The following is a 20,171-nucleotide window of genomic DNA, read 5'->3' as shown; positions in this document are numbered from 1 at the left end:
TCGAATATTACAAATAAGCGGAATGAATATGGATAACGTAGCTCAGCTAGAAACTGATACTAATTTCCAAAGTCGAAAGAAAATAACATGGGGTGTTTTTAGTGTCCTGTTGTTATTTTTAGTTGCTGGTATCGTATATTATTTTTTTGTATACCGATTTTATCAATCTACTGATAATGCTTATGTGCAAGCCGATGTAACTTGGGTTATGCCAAAGATTTCAGGCGAAGTGATGGAGTTATTAATTAATGATAATCAGGTGGTAAAAAAAGGGGAAACTTTAGCGGTATTAGATCACCGCGATTATCAAGCTCGTTATGATCAAGCCCGTTCTGTGGTCAGCTTAAAAGAAGCCGCACTCGGTGTACAACAACAAAACGAAAAGTCTGCTAAGTCGTCAATTACGGAAGCAAATAGTGGTGTAGTGGCAGCACAAGCCGATTTAACTCGCTTAAGAAAAGAGTTTGAGCGTTATCAAGACTTATTAAAAGATGGCGTAATTACCCGTCAAAACTTTGAGGGTGTTCAGTCTCAATATTTAACCGCTCAAGCACAGCTCAGTAAAGCACAAGCCGCTGTTAATGCGGCAGAAGCTCAGTTGGGGAGTTTACAAGCGAGTCGAGCGCAGCTTTTAGCAGATATTCAAAGTGCCAATGCAAATTTGAATCTCTATCAGGTCGATCTGGCTTCCTCAAAAGTGGTGAGTCCTGTTTCGGGCAAGATCGGTAGCCTTGCAATTCAAAAAGGCTCACGTGTTTCTCCGCAAACTCGTTTAATGGCGATCATTCCTGAAAATAGTTTGTATGTACAAGCCAACTTCAAAGAAACCCAAATTGAAAAAATGCATGTTGGTCAGAAGGTAAAGTTAAAACTTGATGCTTATCCGAACCTCACCTATACCGGAAAAATTGAGAGTTTTTCACCAGCTTCAGGCGCAACTTTCTCACTGATGCCTCCAGACAATGCCACTGGCAACTTTAACAAAGTTGTACAGCGTATTCCTGTACGTATTGCCATAGATTCAAGCCCACATATTGATTTGATAAAACCTGGAATGTCGGTGAGTGCCACCGTTGACCTAAGAACTTAATAAAAAATTTTAGGTAATAAGAAAATGAATAAGCATGTTGAAGCCGAGTGGAGGTTTCCTGCAAAAACTGCATGGGCAATTTTTGCTGCCATGATTTTTGGCAACTTCATGGCGATTCTTGATATTCAGATTGTGGCGAGTTCTCTAAACGAAGTTCAAGCTGGCATGAGTGCAAGTCGTTATGAAGTCACTTGGGTACAAACGGTTTATTTAATAGCCGAAATTATTGCAATTCCAATGTCGAGTATTGTCTCGCGGGTGCTTTCGACACGGGTGTATTACACCATGTGTGCAATCGGCTTTACGGTGAGTTCATTACTTTGTGCTTTGTCGTGGAACTTGGAAAGTTTACTGGTGTTCCGTGGCATTCAAGGCTTTATGGGCGGCGGGATGATTCCGACTTCAATGACCGCGTTGTACTTACTGTTCCCCGAACCAAAACGGTCATTGCCTTTGGTTATGTTTGGCATGATCAGTACTTTAGGGCCTGCGATTGGCCCCACCATTGGAGGTTGGCTCACCAATAACTTCTCATGGCACTGGATGTTCCTGATCAATATTATTCCGGGCATTATCATTGCCACGGTCATTTACTCAGGCCCAAATATCGACCGAGCGAACTATTCACTCATCAAAAGCATGGACTGGTTTAGCCTCATTGGTATGGCGATGTTTTTGGGTGGGCTTGAATATTTCCTCGATGAAGGCGCGCGCCATGACTGGCTTGCAGACACAGGCGTTCGTATTGCTTTTATGGTCTGCCTAATAGGCGGCATGATTTTCTTCTCTCGAAGTTTTACTCAGCCTAAGCCTTTGCTCGATTTATCGGTATTTAAAAACAAAAACTTTACCTTAAGTGCCATTACAACGTTTGTGATTGGTATGGCCCTGTATGGCTTGGGTTACATGATTCCCGTGTTTCTTGGGCAAGTCCGTGAAATGAACAGTAGCCAAATTGGTCACGTCATGATGGTGACAGGCATTGTCATGTTCTGTTTTGCGCCGTTCCTTGCATGGCTTATTCCTAATTTTGATACCCGCAAAACCGTATTTGTCGGAATGGTTCTGGCGGGCTTTGGTGTATGGCTCAACTCGCATCTTAGCATTCACAGCGATTATGACTTTATGTTCTGGCCGCAAATTTACCGTGGTATTGGTCTTATGATTTGCCTGATTGTGGTGTCGCATTTGGCGATGAGCACTTTGCCACTCAGTAAAGTGGCCGATGCCAGCGGTATTTATAACCTGATGCGTAACATTGGCGGCGCGGTTGGACTGGCGCTGATTAACTCATCCTTAGACTGGTTGACCGCCATGCATGTCACCCAAATTAATCAGGCGATGACACCGCAGAACTGGATTTTTACAGAAAGACTCGACCAACTCACGGCGCAATATCAAGAAGTTGGCGCAAATGCTCAGCAAATCGCGCTCAGTGTGATTTACCGCGACATTCATTTTCAGGCACTGACATCTAGCTTCAATGATTTATTACGCATGCTCGCAATCATCATGTTTGTGACCGCCTTTTTAACCATCTTTATGGACAGGGGGAAGAAAATGAATATGTAAATTTTTAGCAGTAAAAGACAGCTTTTTAAAGAATGAAAACAATAGGGCATATCAAAACGTATCCCTTCTTAGAAAAAGAACATTTATACGAGTTTCTAACATCGCCGTACGAGCGAGCGGAACTCACAGATCTGGATGTGGGAGATTAAAGTATTATGATTAATACAACATATAAACTGATTTCAAAATTGAACCTGAAAAACACAACTTATGGGCAATATTTTGAAAGAGAGCAAATTGATACTGATCGACTAAAAGTGATGTATTCCATTTACGAACAGTATTATGAAAATACCAGATTTTCTATTTTTGTAGACGATTTTAAAAATAAAAGCGGTGCAATCTTAATTTTTGACTCTGAGACAGATGAGATTGTCGGTTTCTCGACTGTGGTGGTTCAGCACTTCTACTTAAACGGTAAAGACTACACCGTGTTGTTTAGCGGTGATACGGTTATTTTGAAGAAGTTCTGGGGCACGCGTAGCTTACAAAGTACCATGCTCAAGCTCATGATTAAGCTTCGCATCAAATATCCTTTTAACGAACTCTATTGGTTACTCATTTCTAAGGGCTATAAGACCTATCTATTACTTGCCAATAACTACTATGTGTATTACCCAAACATTAAAGATGAAAACCAACACCTTTCGGAAGTGGTTGAGCACTACTGTGAAAAATTCTTTGGTGAATATTACGACCGTGAAGCAGGCTTACTTAACTTCGGTGATGACTATCAGCCGTTAAAAGGCGAAGTTGCACCGATTACCGCCGAAATGCGAGAAAAGAATCCAAATATTCATTTCTTTGAACAAAAAAATCCAACTTGGAAAGCTGGAACAGAACTGCCGTGTATAGGTCGTCTGGGCTGGAAAGATATTGCTCGTTTCCCAGTTAAGCTCATGACGAAGCCGACCAGTAAAGGAAAGTTTGAAGCTTGTGTAACCCATAAAACAAAACGTAGAGAGGCTATCCAATGAAATCTAATGAATGGCTGACTCTAGGCTCGCATCTTATTTTAAAAAAATGGTGTGATGCATCTGACCGTAATTTCCAAAAACAGTTTAATGCATTAGAGACCACACAACGTCAAATTTTGCATTCGATATTACAGACTTCTACCTTTGCCAAAGATAAAAATGTTCAAAACTATGAGCAGTTTGTAAAAGCCTTTCCTGCGACTCGCTATAGCGCATGGCGAGAAGACATTCAGCGTTACCGTGAACAACAGCTTTCACTGTCTAGCAGTAAACTGGTTCGTTTCCAGCCAACCAGTGGTTCGAGTGAACAAATCAAGTTTATTCCATATACCAAGCTGTTTTTAGATGAGCTTGACCATGCGATTGCGCCGTGGATGGCAAGTTTATACCGTAAGTGTCCAGAGCTGAGTTCGGGTACACACTACTGGTCGGTGTCATGGTTACCTGAAAGTCAGCGTGAAGTTTTAAAAGATAAAAACTTAAATGATGACAGTGCGCTACTTGGCGTAGGTAAGCGCATTTTATCTAAGTTTACCCAAGCCGTTCCAAGTAACGTTGCCTTTGCAGCCAATGCGGACGATGCACTGTTTGCCACCATTTGTTATTTGGTCGCAAACCGTAACTTAGCCATGATTTCGGTATGGAGTCCGACTTTTGCGCTGCAATTACTTGAGCGTTTGGAATCATTGCAAAAAGATGTGGTTGAAGTGCTTAACAGCGGTAAATGGGGAAATCGTGAGGCTTCCTTAAAAGAAGTGACCGCACCGCATAGCCCTGAAAGCGCTCAAGCCCTAATTGCAAGTTCAAACGGCACACAGATCGACTTTAAAAAACTTTGGCCAAAGTTAAGTCTGGTTTCGAGTTGGGACACGGCAGGTTCAAAAGCTTGGGCCGAAAAATTAAAAGAGAAACTGCCCAGTGTTCAGTTTGAAGGCAAAGGGTTATGGGCAACCGAAGGTGTAGTGACTATTCCCTATAACAACCAATACCCATTGGCCTACCAAAGTCATTTCTATGAGTTTGAATATTTAGAAGGTGAGAAACAGGGTCAAATCGTTCCTTCATGGCAGCTTAAACAAGGTGATGTTGTGAGCCCACTCATTACTTCGGGTAATGGCTTACTGCGTTACTGTCTAGATGACTGCTTAAAAGTGACTGGCTTTATAGAGCAAATTCCATGTTTTGAGTTCCAAGGCCGACGTTTCGGTGTAGATTTGGTTGGTGAGAAACTTGCACCTGAAACTGCTCAACAGTTGTTGTCTCAGTTAAATGAAACGGAATCGAAAGCGATTTCTTTACTCGCGATTGATACTCAACAACAAGTTAAACCATTTTATTGCGTGCTTTTTGAAGGTGAAATTCATCACAGCATTAGCAATGAATATATCGACAGTATCTTACGCCAAAACTTCCATTATGAACTTGCACGAAACTTGGGGCAGCTCGACCAGCCTCAAATTCGTCAAGCCAATAACGGCTGGAATGCGTATAAGCAACTGGTCATGTTTGATGGCATTATCGAAGGCAATATCAAACCTGAGCCACTTAAAAAAGTCACCCTCAATAGTTTGGAACGACTATGAAAGGGATGAAGTCATTTAATACTCGATTTTTAACACTTCGACACGCCTTGTATTTAGGCGTGTTGGTTGTGTCGAATACACATGCCATGACTTTAGACGAGGCGTTGTCTGCCAGTTTAAGACATGAAAGTCAGCTTGAAGTCAGCCGTTTAAGCGTAAACCAGTCTACCGCTATGCTTGAACAGGCTAAACAGCGCGATGGACTCAAAGTCAATTTAGTCGGTCAACTCGACTATGAAAGAATAGATACGCCGCCAAAAGTCATGTTTCCAACCGAAGGAAACCGTAAAGGGCGAAGTTTGCAGTTACAAGCAGATTATCCGATTTATACCTCTGGGCGGCATCGTTTGGGGGTAGATATTGCCCAGAGTCAGCTTTCCGCCCAACACCAAGGCTTGTCAGATCAACGGTCGGAAACGATTTTAAATACAGTCATGGTCTATGCCGACGTATTAAAAAAGAAAGCCATTTTAGAACTTAGACAAAAGGCCATGGCAAACCTGCAGCGGTCTTTATATGAGTCAAAGCGCCGTTTTGATGTCGGTATGATTACCCGTGCAGACTTGGCTCAAGTTTTGGCACAAGTTGCACAAGGTCAAGCCGATATTACACAGGCGCAGTCTAACTTGACTGTAAGTGAAGCACAGTTTTACCAAGTGACAGGTACAACACCAGACAACCTTGTTGCCATTAAACAATTGCCTGCTATACCGAATGGGCTAGATGAGATTTTGGCGCAAACCAAGAACCATCCGGCTTTAATGCGCGCTAAATATGAAATGCAAGCCGCAGAGAAACAATACGCTTTAACTAAACGGGAACTCTGGCCAACGGTTATGCTGACCAGTCGTGCAGGAAAGCAGGATGAAGCAAGTTATATTGGTTCTGAAAGTAACAACTATATGGTCGGGTTACAGCTCAATGTACCGCTCTATGACGATGGTTTAAATCGCGCCAATGTCAAAAAAGCGCAGGCCGATATCGATTTGGCTCATCAGAAAATACGAAGTCTTGAACTGGACTTAAATAAGCGTACCCGTACCACCTATGCGCAGCTTCAAACCATCCGACAAAATAAAGATGCATTGGCAAATGCCATAGAGGCAGCGTCTATTGCCTTTGTCTATACACGTAAAGAGTTTGATGTAGGCACCAAAACGACCTTTGACTTGCTTAATACCGAGCAGAAGCTACTCGATGCACAAACCCAGAAAACCGTAAATGACCAAGACGAAGTGGTGTTTGTCTATCAACTACTCGACCAAATGGGACGTTTAAATAGTTTGGTTCCTATGCAGACAGCACAACAGGTGAATAATGAATAAAACAAATCCACCACTGCCAGAAAATAACCTCATTACCCGTGAAGCAACTTTGGCAGATGACGAGGCTTTAAGAGAGTTAATCGCCGTACCGATGACCACCAAAGGTATACAAATTAGCTTTCAGCGTGAACCGAGTTATTTTAGAGCGTCCGATATTGTCTATCGGCATAAACTGCATGTTGTGATTGAAGACCTAGAGAGTCAAAAGAAGCTCGCTTGTTATAGCAATGGCTATCGTCCTTGTTATGTCGATCGGAGCGTTCAAAACTTGCGATACGCTGGCGACTTACGGGTAGATCATAGCTATCGGGGTAAATCACTGGTGAAGGTATTAGCCAAGCATGTAAAACAGACCATGCATGCACCCAACTTTAGCCAAATGATTATTTTTGATGATAACCATGCCGCACGCGCCGCTATACAAACAGGTAAAACGGGAATGCCCGATTATTATGATGAAGGGCTTATAGAGACACTGAGCCTGACGAGTACTGGCGCAAAACGAAAAATCACGGCTTTTTTAAAGCAAGCTAATAAACAGAGTGACATTCAAGTGATTCGTAGTTGTGTTGCCGAAGCCGAACATGTACCAGCTATGAATCAGTTTATTGCCGACATGGCAGAACACTACAACTTTATACCTGCCTATGACTTTGAAGAACTTGCTCAAGGTCATCAGTATTTTTCAGGCATAAAACTCTCAGACTTTTCACTTTACTTTAAGGGCAAAAAACTGGTGGGTATGTTTGGTTTGTGGGATCAGCATAGTATTAAGCAAACCAAGATTTTAAATTATAGTTCGGCTATAGGTGTGCTTAGACCCGTTTATAACTTGCTAACTCCAATTACCAAAGGTATGCGTTTGCCTAAACTGGGTGACTCTATCCAGTACCATGTATTGCATACGCTTATGTGTCATCCCGAAGATTTAGCTTTGCATCATAAAATGCTCGAAGATGCTTATAACAAGTCAAAGCAGCAGGGCGTTGGTGTGGTGAGTTTTACACTTTCCCATAAAGACCCGCGTTATCAGTTAAATAAGTTCTATAAAGGTGAGCGGTTAACGGGTATGCATGGCTTTATTAGTTATGAGGGCGACCCAAGACCAAATTTTGATAAAAACCTGATTCCATACTTAGAAGTTGGGCGTATTTAATGCTTAGATAGTTTCACCGCAGGTCATTAATGCGCAAAAATTTGCTCATTTTTAGCCAAATTAAATAGATTTGAGCAAATATATGCGCAAAATGGTAAATGCTCGCTAGAGCAAGAGACTTTTCTCATGTTGATTTTGATTTCGTTACAAAATCAAGATAAAACGTTTTTGATTTAATAAACCTAGCGAATTTGACCCTTTAGCCCAACCTATCTTGCGCCGTTGAAACAGCTAACATGGTTTGAAGGTAATAATCGACACGTGAGTGATTATTGTCCTTATGTGAGTTATGCGCATTAAAGGCTGCATCATGGAGTTTCACCACTCGCGCAATTGGATTTAAACCACAACGGAGTAAGTATTCTTCGCGTGTTTCATCTTCTCGTTTAGTTAATGCATCGACGGCATCGCGGATTTCTTTTCCAAATAAGCTTTCGATTTTGTCTAGCGTAAGAGGCGTGTCTTCAACACTATCGTGTAGAAGGGCGGTAATAATGTAGATTTCTGAAAATTGATGTTCAATTAGTGAATTGACCACACCTTTAATATGGTACTCAAAGTAATCATGAGGGCCATACTTTTGACCTTGATGAGATTCTTTTGACAATGTCTCTGCGAGTTCAACTTGATTTTGAGTCATTTTTTGCTCTTATCACTTTAAGTATATGGCGCACCCTAATGGGTGAGATTGGTCGCTTAGGTCATAATTTTATACTGAATAGCTACTTTGTTGTGAATACTCTGGTTTGTTTGGAGAGCCTCCGCAACGTGATATTCAACGTATGCCAAAGAATAAATAAGTTATTGCTATTTAAAAATTTTAATGCGCAAAAATTTGCTCAAACTTATCTAAAATAAATCAAATTGCGCAAATATATTCACAAAAAATCATTTTTATAGTATTTTTGAGAAAATAATTGCTCATTTACACGAATGAAAAAATTAACAATACAAGCTTTACTAAATAAAAACTGGATAGATATAGCAGAGTTAAAACTGTTAAAGCCTAAGCTGGGTTCGGCGAGTGCCAGTGAACTAGAGTATGAATTGAATTATGCCATTCAATATTCAGACAGACGAGATGAGCACGCCTGTAGTTTATCGCTTCCTGTACAAATTCTTATAAAACATGAATCGAACACATGGTTTGGCTTTTTAGATGACATTGTGCCATCTGGAGCCGCACGCCGTTATTGGGTGAACTATCTAGATTTACAACGTTTAACCCATGCAGAGCAAGAAAGTATTCTGTTAGAAAAAGGGGGCATGGCACCCGTTGGTAATTTACGAATTAAGGAAGCATTGCCTCCTCTAAACCCAGAATCAACCTTACATTTACGTTATTTTTCTAAGGAGGATGTGGCTGAGCGTAATATTGATTTTCTGGAATATGCTCAACAAATGGGAGCTATTAGTGGTGGTGCAACTGGTGCAGGAGGTGAAGCTCCCAAGTTACTTATTCGTGTTTCACCAGAACAACAAGTCTGGATTGATACCTACCAACAACAATTTAATCAGCCAGATCAGCATTATTTAGTTAAATTTCCGCGAAATAAACGTAGTGAGATTGATTGTGACATTCTCAGAGCTGAATATTACTATTATCAAATACTCAATGAGTTAGGTTTCAATACGATAGAAACAACCCAAATGCAGCTCATTGAAGGTACAAAATATCCATCTTTATGGCTACCAAGGTTTGACACAGAGTGGCGTGATCAAAGTTGGCATCGTCATGGTCTAGAATCTGTGTATTCGGTACTCAATAAATCTTCAGGCAGTCATCTTAATCATTTTGAAGTCATTGAAGAGCTATGTAGATTACTCACAAGCATTGATTCAGATTTTGATGCTTCACAATTTGTTTGTGAGTGGTTACAACGAGATTTACTCAATATCATTTTTGGTAACTCAGATAACCACGGTCGTAATACCTCATTCCTAAAAAAATCTGGAAAAATTTATCTTTCGCCTATTTATGACTTTGCACCTATGAAAGCCGATCCGGAAGTTGTGACCAGATCAACGACTTGGGGAAGTCCATACGAAGAAGGTGGTGAATACCGTTGGGCGCAAATTACTCAAAAACTTGCTACTTGGTGTGATCCTGCCGTATCGCTAGCAACATTAAAGACTCTGGCAAATAATCTACTTGGCTTAAGACAACGACTAGTTGACAAAGGTGTACCAAAACAAATTATTGAAATGCCTGCACTATCATTTGATTACATAGAAGCTAAATTAAAAAGATGGGAACTGCTATGAATATAAAAAATCAAACCCAAGACCGCCAGCAAGTTCTTATCGATTTATATAAACAATATTTGTTGAGTGAGATTACGCTAGGACAACTGCTCTCGTATTTACGCAAAAATGTGTTGGGTTTGTCGCAAGAGCAATATGCAACTTTGGTGGGTATAAGTCGTCGAACTTTAACAGATATTGAACAGGATAAAGGTAAACTGACTCAGTCTGTGTTAGATAAAGTATTTAAGCCACTTGGTTTAAAAGCAGGGCTTGTGCCTACACATGAGCATATTGTGAGTAAAATTATAAAGCCAAGCGATTAGGTACCTAATGAATATGCGTTAGGGTAAGCTCATGAACGTTATAAAAACAGTTTTGAGCTTATTTGGCCTATAACTTTTTAAAATTTTAAACTTTAACTTAATGATATAAAAGATGATTGTAAATATTACTTAAGAGTTTCCTTAATTATCTAATTAAATGAAAAATAATAACTATTTAAATAATTTCTAACCAATTTCACATTGACACCTCAAATATTGAAGATTACCATTTGCGGGCTGGCCTACATTGCCAGACGGTCGTCGCAGACCGTATTAAGACCGCATCAGGATTATTTCTTCTGAGGAATAGTTTTGTGCGAAAACTCCCAGTCTCCTCCCGTAGCGGTAGGACGGGAGAGGGACACCCTCGGGTGTGCTGGATGTCTTAACCAGTCTGCGAACCCTCTTCCGTTCTGCCACCATAAATTTTATGCTTTGGCAGAACTCCATATAATAAGGAGTTGGCTTTGCGCATCCATAATTTCTTGGCACCCATTGCCAAAAGCTATAACAACACAGCTTAAAACATTTAACGCAGCTTGATCGCCGTAAGGCTTTTTAAGGCTTTAGCTCGTTATTACTTAAAACTTTCATCAACAACTAAAACTTGAGATGTGCTCGGCACAGTCTTTACGGCTTTGCCACGCCTTTTTTTCACCTTTAGAAAAGTGGAAGGCATTTATATCTCATTTATATACAACAATAATTTTTTATAACGGTAAAAATATGCAAAATTTAACTCTCCCAACACGTGCTTTTAACGTCGTAAATAAAGCAATTGAGCTGTTCCATTACCACGGTTTTCATTTGGTCGGTATAGACAGACTTGCGAGCGAGTCCGAAATAACCAAAATGACGTTTTATCGCTACTTTCACTCTAAAGAACGCTTTATTGATATTTGCCTAGTCGTACAAAAAGAACGTCTCCAAGAAAAAGTAGTTTCTATGGTCGAATACGACCACAACACCAGCGCAGCCGATAAAATCAAAAAGCTCTATGACTTACACGCAGACCCAGACGGGATGTATTACCTGTTATTTAAAGCCATATTTGAAACGAAAAATAACTACCCAAATGCGTACATAACCGCCGTGAGATATAGAACATGGCTCACCAATGAAATATATAGCCAGCTTAGAACACTTAACTCCGATGTTTCCTTTACCGATGCCAAACTCTTTTTATATATGATTGATGGTGCAATCATTCAGCGTTTAAGTTCGGATGAAATTGATGAAAGGGTGTTGGAGGTGTTTTTGAGGGGGATGGGGTGGGGTGGAGTTTTCTGATAACTTTCTGAGTAAAAAAAAATCAGATAAGATTTTTCCAGTAATAATTAAGTCTCAATCATTGGCAACTTCGATATTTAGACTATAATTCAATTCGCAACTATATCATTCCATGAAAGTTAAGCTATTTACAAAGGCTCATGTAACAAGATGATGAAATTCAGTTCTTCTCGTGTCCAACAAGAAAGACGTATCCTCAGTACAGTTCACATTCTTGAGATGGTTGAAATCGGTCGTCTTGAAGTTACCCCTTTTTACGGTTCATTGCCAGCTTTAACTACTGTAAAAAAATCACAGATAATTGAATCATTAATCTTAGGTTTACCTATAGATGTTATATGGTCTGAACAAAATAGGCTGGGCAAAACTCAATTATTATCAGGTTTCGATTTAGTAATAAGTATCGTTGATTTTGTAAGGGAAAAATTTGTATTAACACAATTAAATGTATTAACTCATTTAAATGGGTTGGGATTTTCATTTTTGGGGTACGCAGAGCGAAGACATTTTTTAGAAATGGATTTATCATTCAATGTTATTGCATTTGACTCAAACCCATTATTAAAATGTTTATTTGTTGAAAATATTAATAAAGATAAATATAGATCTACAGCCTCTCAGATAGCAAGAAATATAGTATTTAAAATTGGTTCTGAAGAAATTTTTAGACTTTCAGATTATGTTTATGAAAAAATCGTAATAAATAATTCAGAATATAAACGAATAAGTAAATATCAAAAATTAAAATTACAAACAGATGTAACTTATTGTTTACTTATTATTTATTTAACTAATAATATAATTGAAAATCAAACAATTTCAATGGAAAGTTACTCATATTCAAGAAGTCATATTTCAGATTATAGTAGCTTTGAAAATATCGAAATACAATCTATTGATAACTTAAATAGTGCAATTAATAAATTGACATTTATGCTCGAAGTTGATTCTGAACGTTTAAATGTTGAAATAAGTTTTTTAAAAAAATATGTAAATTCTATGTTTGATGTTAGAAGATTAAACATTGAAAGTATTGGTAGAAGTTTTTCAAATAATGATACTGAGGATAGTGTGAGCATTATTGATTATATATTTAGACAAATAACACATAGTAATAGAAGTCTTAATTTTAAAAAGATAAAAACTGTGTATGATTTAATTTCAGAGATTCAAAAATGATAGAATACATTTTTTTAAAAAACTTTAAATGTTTTTCTCAACAAGATTTTGAATTAGCACCATTAACTGCATTTTGTGGGTCTAATTCCGCTGGGAAATCAACAGCTATACAAGCTATTTTAAGTGTCAAACAAAATTTAAATAACATTAAAAATATGTTTTTTAATGTTGACGGTGAATTATTTAGCTTTGGGAAGTTAAAGGATTTACTTTCACACAACCCAATTGATAATGAAATAATAATTGATATTAATAATTTTCAATTAAAATTAATAGCCGATAAATTAGATGTGAAAACATGTGTTGTTAATGAGATAAGTTCTAATTTTGATAATTTATATAACTTATTTTCAAATGATTTTATTTATTTATGTGCTGAAAGGTTTGGTCCTCGATCTAGCTTTGAAATCATGAATAATAATGAAAAACTTAATATAGGTATATTTGGTCAATATGCGCTTTCCGCTTTTTTTACATATCAAGATAAGCCAGCTAATAATCAAATTTTTGCAAAAAAAATATGTGAACATTTATTTACATCGGATAATAATGACGAGGTAATATTTACAGATGCCTTAGTTCGAGAGGCAATGAGAAAAGTTTGTCCAAGTTTTTCAATGAATGTAATCGAAGCTGGAGAGATTGATAGAGTCTATAATATGTATTTGTCTGGTTCTGAAAATATTAGGCCAATTAATGTAGGTTTTGGAGTAAGCTATGTTCTTCCAATTATTATAAGTGCATCTCTTATTAAACCAGGTGGAATATTAATAGTTGAAAATCCTGAAGTCCACTTGCATCCTAGCGCTCAATCAAACTTAATTAAAATATTATGTGAACTATCTAAAACTGGTGTTCAAGTTATCATTGAAACACATAGTGATCATATTATTAATGGTATAAGAGTTTTTGCAAAAGAGTCTAAATTTAACGAAAATGGAATTATAATAAATTCAGTTACGGTTGATAATCATGATAAAAGAAATGTAAAAGAAATTACGATAGATAATGATGGTAATTTGTCTGCCTTAGATACAGGTTTTTTTGATCAAATAAATAAAGATTTGATGAGGTTGTTCTAATGGAAATCTATATTAATGATCTTTCTTTTAAAGGACAATTTAAAGATGAAAGTGAAATAATAGAATGTATTACTAATATTTCTAAAGTTATTTCAAAATCAAAAAGATTAAATGGTAATTCACCTATTCAACGTACAAGAACACTTAAAGATAGACCGATAAGTGGGAATATGACTATAAGTGATTTTTTTGCAAAAACTATTGCTAGTTCAGATCCACAGAAAACGAGCTTGGTAACATTATTTTTAACATTAATGCAAGGCCCATTCATTGATACTACTTTATTTAATGAGGATTATGAAAATATTAAAAGTATTTGTGGGGAGGTGGTTAAATTCACATCTTTACATGCTGATTTATCTAAAAGAAATAAATCTATAAATGCTGTAATTTCAGCGCCTAAATTAGAATATGATAATATTCCATATTTTTCCTTAGAAATTGAAAATGATAAAAAAATGGCGATACTAAATCTTTCATCTGAAAGCTGCTGTGACACAATTTTTAGAATTTATGAATCTAATCCCAAACATGAGATTAAAAGAGATAAGATAGTAGGTGGGGAACAGATTACTAAGATGGATTTAGATAATAGCACAGCACAACAATGTCTTGAAAATGGAATTCAAGTTTTAGGTGATCGCTTTGTTTATGCATTTTACAATGATAAATGGTACGAATTCCCCTCTCATCAATGTGGCCTTTATCATGGATATCCTATAAGTGATAGTGCTAACAATCCTATCCTAAATAAGATAAAAAGAGTATTTGGTATGCCTCCTTATAATAATGTTGGTTATCAATTTTTATTATGAAAAGGGTTTATCATTAAATTTTTATATTGCGCTACTGATTTAATGTTGTAACAAATTTTACTCATTGCATCATGTAGTTCAATATTCTAATAAGTGGAATATCTTAATGGTTCAATTTTATTTAATTGCTATTCCAGAAAGATTAAAGTACTACACAGTATGGGGTTAACTATAATATTTTGAACATATTTGCTTACTAGCATACAGGGGGCTGTTATGTCAGAAATTAATTCTAAATTAATTAAAATTTTTTCTGACAAACGTATGGTCTATTTAAAATATGTATGATTGAAACCTACAAAATCCATTACATTTCTAAACAATGCTAGTGTTTTAGAAATAAAAGAAATTCGCAATTATGAATAAGGCTTATCGCTATTGTTAGAAGATTCTATCAATAACGGAGCTTCTATAGGTTTTCTACCTCCGATAGAAATGAACGAGGTCTTAAATTATTGGCGTGAGGTCAACCATAAATTAGCACAAGGTAATAGCTGTCTATGGATTGCCATTCAACAAGGAAAAATTGTAGGTAGTGTTCAATTATCCTTAGTGGGTAAAAGGAACGGCGTTCATAGAGCCGAGGTTGAAAAACTTATGGTGCTTACATCTGCAAGAAAACAAGGAATAGCAACATTACTAATGGATGAACTAGAAAATTTTTCACGAGAAAAGGATTTACGTTTACTCGTCTTAGATACACGTGAAGGCGATGTCTCCGAGCTGTTATATAGCAAAATTGGATTTGCTCGTGTGGGTGTTATTCCAAGTTTTGCATTAAGTTCAAATGGGAACTACGACGGAACAGCGATTTATTATAAAAAGCTTGTTTAAAACTAGACATAACTATTCAAACGTCTATTCAACTGCCGTGAGATATAGAACATAACTTACTAACGAAATATATAGCCAACTTAGAGTGCTTAAGTCAGATGCTTCGATTTTTGTTAAAGCACTAAAAAGTCCTAAAAATTTAGGGCTTTTTTAATAATGATCTATTCACATACTTCTACAAAGTTTCGGGCAGTTTTATCTTTACTGTCGCGTAACTTAATGATTTTCTTTCTTTCATCATAAAGATTGTGAACATCATTCACTGTTTCATTTTTAAGCTGGCTTTTGTATGTTCCTTCAACTTTGTTCACGTAATTTTCCATGAATACAGTCATCCAACATATTGTGTTGAGGTCACCATAGTCATAACCGTTTTTATCTAAGCCTTGAACCCAATCTGGATACTCATCATTTAAAAGGCTCCGTGCTGTTTCTAACTTAACATAGGAATTGTTGAACAAAGAGTTTTTCAAAGCAGGCTCATTGTTCACATTCTTATTTGCTTCAATGATCAATCTATAATTGTCAGTAGCATAATTTTTAAGGTCTACTTTCACATAGTTATCAATGTCTTCTTTATCTGTTGAAGCTTTACAAGAAGTCAGGAATAAGCAGGAAAGTAAAAGTGTTGGTATTAATGTAATTTTCATATTGAGAAGCGGTTATTAGGTGGAGAGTAGTGGTAATTCTGAATATATAACGAAACAGTTGCTTGATCGTAAGGACGACCAAATACATTTTTGTACATATATTCGTTAATACCATATGGTCCATTGTTGGTAAACGTTGCTAAAGCATTAGCTGCAAGAACAGGCTTACTTGCATTAGATAATGCCAAATCTATTATTTCACCAAAGTTTTGTTTAGCAATTGCCATACGAGCCTTAAAGGTATCTACAGACAAACTCATTTATCACTTAATTTCCCAAAGTATTTTCTAAAAATATATCGGCTTTGGTTTTCCATACATTAGTAGGTACTGGATGGGTGGCATCTTGAATAAGTTCCAAAGTGTTTGGAATGCCTTTATTATCAAGAACTTGATGTAGTTAAATGCTTTGCATTGGGTCAACAATTGGGTCTTTGCTGTCAACTAATATAAGAGTAGGTGGATAATGAGACGAAATTGGTAGCGATGATCTAGCAGCAGATGCCATTTCTATATTTTTATCTGTAGCAATAGATTCATTTATCTCATTCATTACATTTGACGGTAGTGTTCTAGCGTTAGAATTCCACTGGGCATACATACCTTTAAAATCATAAAACCCAGAGACCAGAATTAAAGCATTTATCTTTCCAGAATTTGCCACAACATTCGCTATGGAAGCACCACAACTAATTCCAACGACTGCAACTTTGTTTGGATCAACATGAGGTTGCGATCGAGCAAAATTAATAGCTTGTACAAGATTATTTTGTGAGGCTTTACCACAAAAGTCTGATTTCCCAGTTGACTCACCATATCCATTCATAGATACAGCAAAACTGAAAAAGTTCTTTTTAGCATATTCACTTAACAAGCCTGAGCGTACAAAGGCTTTAGCACCTTGTTTGTCTTTCTGAATGCCATGTAAAAAGATAATTGCTGGATACTTTTTATCGGCTAAGAGGGCTGGTTCTTTCCAATAAATCTCAGTTGTTTGATTATCTGCTGTTAAAAGTTGATGCTGTGCTTGCTTGGTATAAATATAAGGAAGAATAGATACACGGAAAAAGGCATAGAAGCCAACAACTAAAATCAAAGGAAGAATGTAGCAAAGGGCTATATTCTTTTTCTTATTAGGAAGCATGAGAACTCTTATAGTTATTTATGATTGTGAGTGATTCTCTAACTATTGAAATTTAAAATCAATATATAAATTTCTTAATTAAATAAACACGGATATTCCAATAACATCCGTGTTCGAAAAGACTTAAAAAATTAATTATAGTTTTCTCTGCCAATTTAATAAGTGGTTGTTTCAAAACAACCTAGCTCCTTATTTTTTTATTTTCATTAGCTTTTCTCCTAGCTGCTGTATTTCTTCAGCCGTTTTACCATTACCATTTCCACTATTTAAAAAATAGTATATTTTGAGGTTATTGTTATTAATACCCACGTACTTTGTAACTATTTTCTTTTTATCGTAGGAACTATATTTTTTTGTATGCACTGGAATTTCAAGTCGCTTTGCAAGAGCAAGTGAAATTTCTAAATTTTTGTCGTTATTCCTGTAATCAGTAAAAATAGCTGCACTTTTCTTGCCATTATCCAAATTTTCGACATAAGCAATGTCACAATTTTTAATTCCTTTGGCTTTCCACGCTGGACTCAATGTGATGTATGGAATTGTTTCGGCATCAGCGTAGCGTTCAGGATTACTTTCAGGTTTATTTTTATAATATGGGGGAGTCTGAGATACAAAGTACCCATTAGGCTGGATATAGCCTTCATATAACCCTTTTTCTTTAGTTTCCTTTTTTGCAATTCCATAACCTCTATTTTTCGTAAATCTATTTTTTGTAGCTTCTTCTTGATTTATACCTCCAACTAGGTTGGGTAATAACCCCTCATTGTTTGGGTGATATGCATGTCTTGAACCATCTAAGTTTAATGCTAATTTATTAGTTTTAAAACTAGGAGTTGTATCAGTGTTAGTTTGAGCTAAAGTAAGATTAGTTGATAAAGCCAAGCTTATTACAAGCAATTTTGGGCTTTTGATTAAATTGAATTCCATATTGTTATGCTCCTGATTAGTAGATTTTTAATTTTTTATTCAAAGTAAAGATAAGCAATCGACTTGTTGTAGTCCTTAGGTTCTTTATAATTGAAAGTTAGATCTGCAATATAAGTTAATAGAGCTGAACAAACTAAAATAGTAAAGAGAGTTGCTATTTTTATTATGGCATCCTTTATTATTTAAATAAATATAATATTAATTATATTTTTAATATTATTAAATTATCTAATTTTAGTTTGTTTCCACAGTATTAAACAACTTAAATTAACACGTATATAAATACTTCAACACTAGATGTGCACATATTTTTTGAGTCTTCATTCATCATTTAACGCACATTCAAAATTACTTGGGTTTTCTTTACATCTTACTTTCTTAAGAAAATTCATCATTTTAGGGTCGTAAATACCTGCTTTGGTTAGCTGTATACGTGCTTCGCGCATCATTTTCATATAGTTTAATTGTTCATTTTTAGGAATATCCATCCAGTATTTTGAAGGAATATCACTTTCATATTTAGCAATAACGCCAAACGTTCTGTTTAGTTGGCTGGCTACCCAAGTTCGAGACTTTTGCCCAAAACCTGCTGGAAAGTGGTCTTTACGAATAATGAAGTTTGCTGAAATTTGCGTTAAAGGAAAACGAACGATAGCTCCTTTTTCACCTAAACCTTTGTATAGCTCAAAAGGTTTAAACGCCACAATAGGAGCGGGCACAATATCAATTTCATGGTTATTAAACTTTGCGCCAGCGTTGGTCACGTCTACCGATACAGCCTGACCGCCAACCTGTTGCACAAGCTTTGGTTGGGCTTCGTCGTATTTAAATACCCCAATTTTCTTGCCGGCAGCTTTAGCAAGTGTATTTATACTTCTATCGTTTACAAATAAATATGCAGGGCCAATAGTCCCTAAACCTGCAATTTCGTAAGGACCCACAACCATGTTTTTTGCGGCCATTGGTGAAGACAACAGCTTATAGGCATTAATTGCTGTTTTCATATTTGTTAATGCGCCAACAGCATCTAAAGACCCTGTATATTTATTAAACTGGCGGCCACGTAAACCGCTAATAATAGCGCCATCACATTTCCCAGCTTTTAAGTCTTCAGCCGCAACACGTTCATCAACATATGCTTTTAAAGATAGATCAGCTCCCCAATTTTTTGCTTCAAGCGCATAATCCTTTGCTAAAGCAAAAGCCTCTCCAGATTTACCAATTGGGTCAAACACACAGACGACTTGTTGTTTGGCATAAAGAGTTGTGGTTAAACAGGTACTTGTAATAAATAAAATAACTTTCAAACGATCCATATTTAATTATCCATTATTCAAATTATAAAAATTATTGTATGAATCTTGGTTAGATTAGATATGACACCTCAATAAAAATTTAAAAAGAAAAGGTCAAAAGACACTTTGAGTTGGATCTTATTTTTTTGTGATTTAGCTATTGTTTAGAGAATTTAAGATCTACAAGTAGGCTGAATTCAAGGAATAGCTGCACACATGTACTATATCAGTTTTTAAGAGCATGTAAATAGGGTTTTAAAAAATATTTATATAAATTTCAATAAGATAGAAAATATTCTGTGTATTGCAATTTAGCCTAAGCAAATTAATAACTTTAGGGACCAAAAGGCGATTTAGCAAAATAATCTGTAGATAGCCAGTAACCACAAATGCAAATCCTAAATTTAGGATGTAGTGAGTCGCTTAGCTCGCTAGGGCAAACATAAAAGTGTAATTACATTTTATAGAAGGCTGCTTTGAGAATTATTCTGGCTAAAACTAGAAGTAGGGTTATGCCAAAGTAATTAAGAGTGTTAATAAAGCCCAGCAGACAGTGATGCAAGCTTAATAATTGACCACAGCAAAGAATAAACGGCGTAGTAGCAACGCATAGTAGCCAGAGTCTTATATAGGTAGATTTCTACATATCTTATTTAACATAATATACATTATACGAAGTGTTT

16 protein-coding genes and 4 pseudogenes are annotated in these 20,171 nt (G+C 36.4%); 14 read left to right on the top strand and 6 right to left on the bottom strand.

What is annotated here, in order from left to right:
- The first annotated feature begins 28 nt into the window (after positions 1-28).
- The 6 genes from AC056_RS07610 (at position 29) to AC056_RS07585 (ending at position 7,703) form a co-directional block, all read left to right on the top strand.
- On the top strand, positions 29-1,090 hold the full coding sequence (locus AC056_RS07610) for an HlyD family secretion protein (RefSeq protein WP_077163231.1): 1,062 nt from the start codon (positions 29-31) through the stop codon (positions 1,088-1,090).
- 24 nt (positions 1,091-1,114) lie between these two features.
- Entirely contained in the window at positions 1,115-2,662 is a 1,548-nt protein-coding gene (locus tag AC056_RS07605) for a DHA2 family efflux MFS transporter permease subunit (protein ID WP_077163230.1), read from the top strand.
- A gap of 188 nt (positions 2,663-2,850) precedes the next feature.
- Entirely contained in the window at positions 2,851-3,639 is a 789-nt protein-coding gene (locus tag AC056_RS07600; RefSeq protein ID WP_171057761.1) for a hypothetical protein, read from the top strand.
- Positions 3,636-5,222, top strand: a complete 1,587-nt coding sequence (locus AC056_RS07595) for a GH3 family domain-containing protein (protein ID WP_077163229.1) — start codon at positions 3,636-3,638, stop codon at positions 5,220-5,222. Before AC056_RS07600 ends, AC056_RS07595 begins: the two co-directional genes overlap by 4 nt.
- Positions 5,219-6,547, top strand: coding sequence for a TolC family protein (locus AC056_RS07590; protein ID WP_213033476.1), 1,329 nt, complete (start codon positions 5,219-5,221; stop codon positions 6,545-6,547). The genes AC056_RS07595 and AC056_RS07590 overlap by 4 nt, the downstream gene beginning before the upstream one ends.
- Complete coding sequence (locus tag AC056_RS07585; protein ID WP_077163228.1) at positions 6,540-7,703, top strand: hypothetical protein; 1,164 nt, start codon at positions 6,540-6,542, stop codon at positions 7,701-7,703. The genes AC056_RS07590 and AC056_RS07585 overlap by 8 nt, the downstream gene beginning before the upstream one ends.
- A gap of 199 nt (positions 7,704-7,902) precedes the next feature.
- Here the strand turns inward: AC056_RS07585 and AC056_RS07580 are convergent, their stop codons facing one another.
- Positions 7,903-8,343: an HD domain-containing protein gene (locus AC056_RS07580; protein ID WP_077163227.1), complete on the bottom strand. Its 441-nt coding sequence runs from the start codon at positions 8,341-8,343 to the stop codon at positions 7,903-7,905.
- A 293-nt stretch (positions 8,344-8,636) separates the two neighbouring features.
- Between AC056_RS07580 and AC056_RS07575 the strand changes: the two genes are divergently transcribed.
- From AC056_RS07575 to AC056_RS20070, 8 genes and pseudogenes are all read left to right on the top strand, one after another.
- A complete protein-coding gene (locus AC056_RS07575) occupies positions 8,637-9,968 on the top strand; it encodes a type II toxin-antitoxin system HipA family toxin (protein WP_077163226.1) in 1,332 nt (443 codons plus the stop codon).
- Positions 9,965-10,273 carry a helix-turn-helix domain-containing protein gene (locus AC056_RS07570; RefSeq protein ID WP_077163225.1) on the top strand — a complete coding sequence of 103 codons (309 nt, stop codon included), beginning with the start codon at positions 9,965-9,967 and terminating at the stop codon, positions 10,271-10,273. The genes AC056_RS07575 and AC056_RS07570 overlap by 4 nt, the downstream gene beginning before the upstream one ends.
- Positions 10,274-10,999: 726 nt before the next feature.
- A complete protein-coding gene (locus AC056_RS07560) occupies positions 11,000-11,563 on the top strand; it encodes a TetR/AcrR family transcriptional regulator (RefSeq protein WP_077163224.1) in 564 nt (187 codons plus the stop codon).
- 150 nt (positions 11,564-11,713) lie between these two features.
- A complete protein-coding gene (locus AC056_RS07555) occupies positions 11,714-12,742 on the top strand; it encodes a hypothetical protein (protein WP_077163223.1) in 1,029 nt (342 codons plus the stop codon).
- Positions 12,739-13,824: an AAA family ATPase gene (locus AC056_RS07550; RefSeq protein WP_077163222.1), complete on the top strand. Its 1,086-nt coding sequence runs from the start codon at positions 12,739-12,741 to the stop codon at positions 13,822-13,824. The genes AC056_RS07555 and AC056_RS07550 overlap by 4 nt, the downstream gene beginning before the upstream one ends.
- Complete coding sequence (locus AC056_RS07545) at positions 13,824-14,639, top strand: hypothetical protein (protein ID WP_077163221.1); 816 nt, start codon at positions 13,824-13,826, stop codon at positions 14,637-14,639. The genes AC056_RS07550 and AC056_RS07545 overlap by 1 nt, the downstream gene beginning before the upstream one ends.
- 306 nt (positions 14,640-14,945) lie before the next feature.
- Positions 14,946-15,473: pseudogene (locus AC056_RS07540) on the top strand (GNAT family N-acetyltransferase).
- 1 nt (position 15,474) lies between these two features.
- Positions 15,475-15,579 (top strand): annotated as a pseudogene (locus tag AC056_RS20070) (TetR family transcriptional regulator); the annotation flags it as partial.
- Between the two features lie 55 nt (positions 15,580-15,634).
- Here AC056_RS20070 and AC056_RS07535 read toward each other — a convergent pair.
- From AC056_RS07535 to adeT1, 5 genes and pseudogenes are all read right to left on the bottom strand, one after another.
- Positions 15,635-16,123, bottom strand: coding sequence for a hypothetical protein (locus AC056_RS07535; RefSeq protein ID WP_077163220.1), 489 nt, complete (start codon positions 16,121-16,123; stop codon positions 15,635-15,637).
- A pseudogene (locus AC056_RS07530) lies at positions 16,120-16,377 on the bottom strand (hypothetical protein); the annotation flags it as partial. The pseudogene AC056_RS07530 and the gene AC056_RS07535, both read right to left, overlap by 4 nt.
- A gap of 13 nt (positions 16,378-16,390) precedes the next feature.
- A pseudogene (locus AC056_RS07525) lies at positions 16,391-17,266 on the bottom strand (alpha/beta hydrolase family protein).
- Between the two features lie 189 nt (positions 17,267-17,455).
- Positions 17,456-18,193 (bottom strand): hypothetical protein, encoded by a 738-nt coding sequence (locus tag AC056_RS07520; RefSeq protein ID WP_077163218.1) that lies wholly within the window; start codon positions 18,191-18,193, stop codon positions 17,456-17,458.
- Positions 18,194-18,513: 320 nt separating this feature from the next.
- Positions 18,514-19,509, bottom strand: coding sequence for a putative multidrug efflux protein AdeT1 (gene adeT1 / locus AC056_RS07515; protein ID WP_077163217.1), 996 nt, complete (start codon positions 19,507-19,509; stop codon positions 18,514-18,516).
- Between the last annotated feature and the right edge of the window lie 662 nt (positions 19,510-20,171).

Origin of the sequence: Acinetobacter genomosp. 33YU, assembly GCF_001990725.1 — a bacterium.
In the GTDB taxonomy this organism is placed as follows: domain Bacteria; phylum Pseudomonadota; class Gammaproteobacteria; order Pseudomonadales; family Moraxellaceae; genus Acinetobacter; species Acinetobacter seifertii.
The sequence above is the reverse complement of the archived record's forward strand: the minus strand, read 5'-3'. Positions and strand labels throughout refer to the sequence as shown.

Bases quoted from the DNA above. Each gene is read 5' to 3' on its own strand.
- AC056_RS07535 (WP_077163220.1), bottom strand. From the start codon at position 16,123: ATGAAAATTACATTAATACCAACACTTTTACTTTCCTGCTTATTCCTG.
- AC056_RS07545 (WP_077163221.1), top strand. From the start codon at position 13,824: ATGGAAATCTATATTAATGATCTTTCTTTTAAAGGACAATTTAAAGAT.
- AC056_RS07595 (WP_077163229.1), top strand. From the start codon at position 3,636: ATGAAATCTAATGAATGGCTGACTCTAGGCTCGCATCTTATTTTAAAA.
- AC056_RS07520 (WP_077163218.1), bottom strand. From the start codon at position 18,193: ATGGAATTCAATTTAATCAAAAGCCCAAAATTGCTTGTAATAAGCTTG.
- AC056_RS07570 (WP_077163225.1), top strand. From the start codon at position 9,965: ATGAATATAAAAAATCAAACCCAAGACCGCCAGCAAGTTCTTATCGAT.
- AC056_RS07550 (WP_077163222.1), top strand. From the start codon at position 12,739: ATGATAGAATACATTTTTTTAAAAAACTTTAAATGTTTTTCTCAACAA.
- AC056_RS07585 (WP_077163228.1), top strand. From the start codon at position 6,540: ATGAATAAAACAAATCCACCACTGCCAGAAAATAACCTCATTACCCGT.
- AC056_RS07575 (WP_077163226.1), top strand. From the start codon at position 8,637: ATGAAAAAATTAACAATACAAGCTTTACTAAATAAAAACTGGATAGAT.
- adeT1 (WP_077163217.1), bottom strand. From the start codon at position 19,509: ATGGATCGTTTGAAAGTTATTTTATTTATTACAAGTACCTGTTTAACC.
- AC056_RS07560 (WP_077163224.1), top strand. From the start codon at position 11,000: ATGCAAAATTTAACTCTCCCAACACGTGCTTTTAACGTCGTAAATAAA.
- AC056_RS07580 (WP_077163227.1), bottom strand. From the start codon at position 8,343: ATGACTCAAAATCAAGTTGAACTCGCAGAGACATTGTCAAAAGAATCT.
- AC056_RS07590 (WP_213033476.1), top strand. From the start codon at position 5,219: ATGAAAGGGATGAAGTCATTTAATACTCGATTTTTAACACTTCGACAC.
- AC056_RS07605 (WP_077163230.1), top strand. From the start codon at position 1,115: ATGAATAAGCATGTTGAAGCCGAGTGGAGGTTTCCTGCAAAAACTGCA.
- AC056_RS07555 (WP_077163223.1), top strand. From the start codon at position 11,714: ATGATGAAATTCAGTTCTTCTCGTGTCCAACAAGAAAGACGTATCCTC.
- AC056_RS07610 (WP_077163231.1), top strand. From the start codon at position 29: ATGGATAACGTAGCTCAGCTAGAAACTGATACTAATTTCCAAAGTCGA.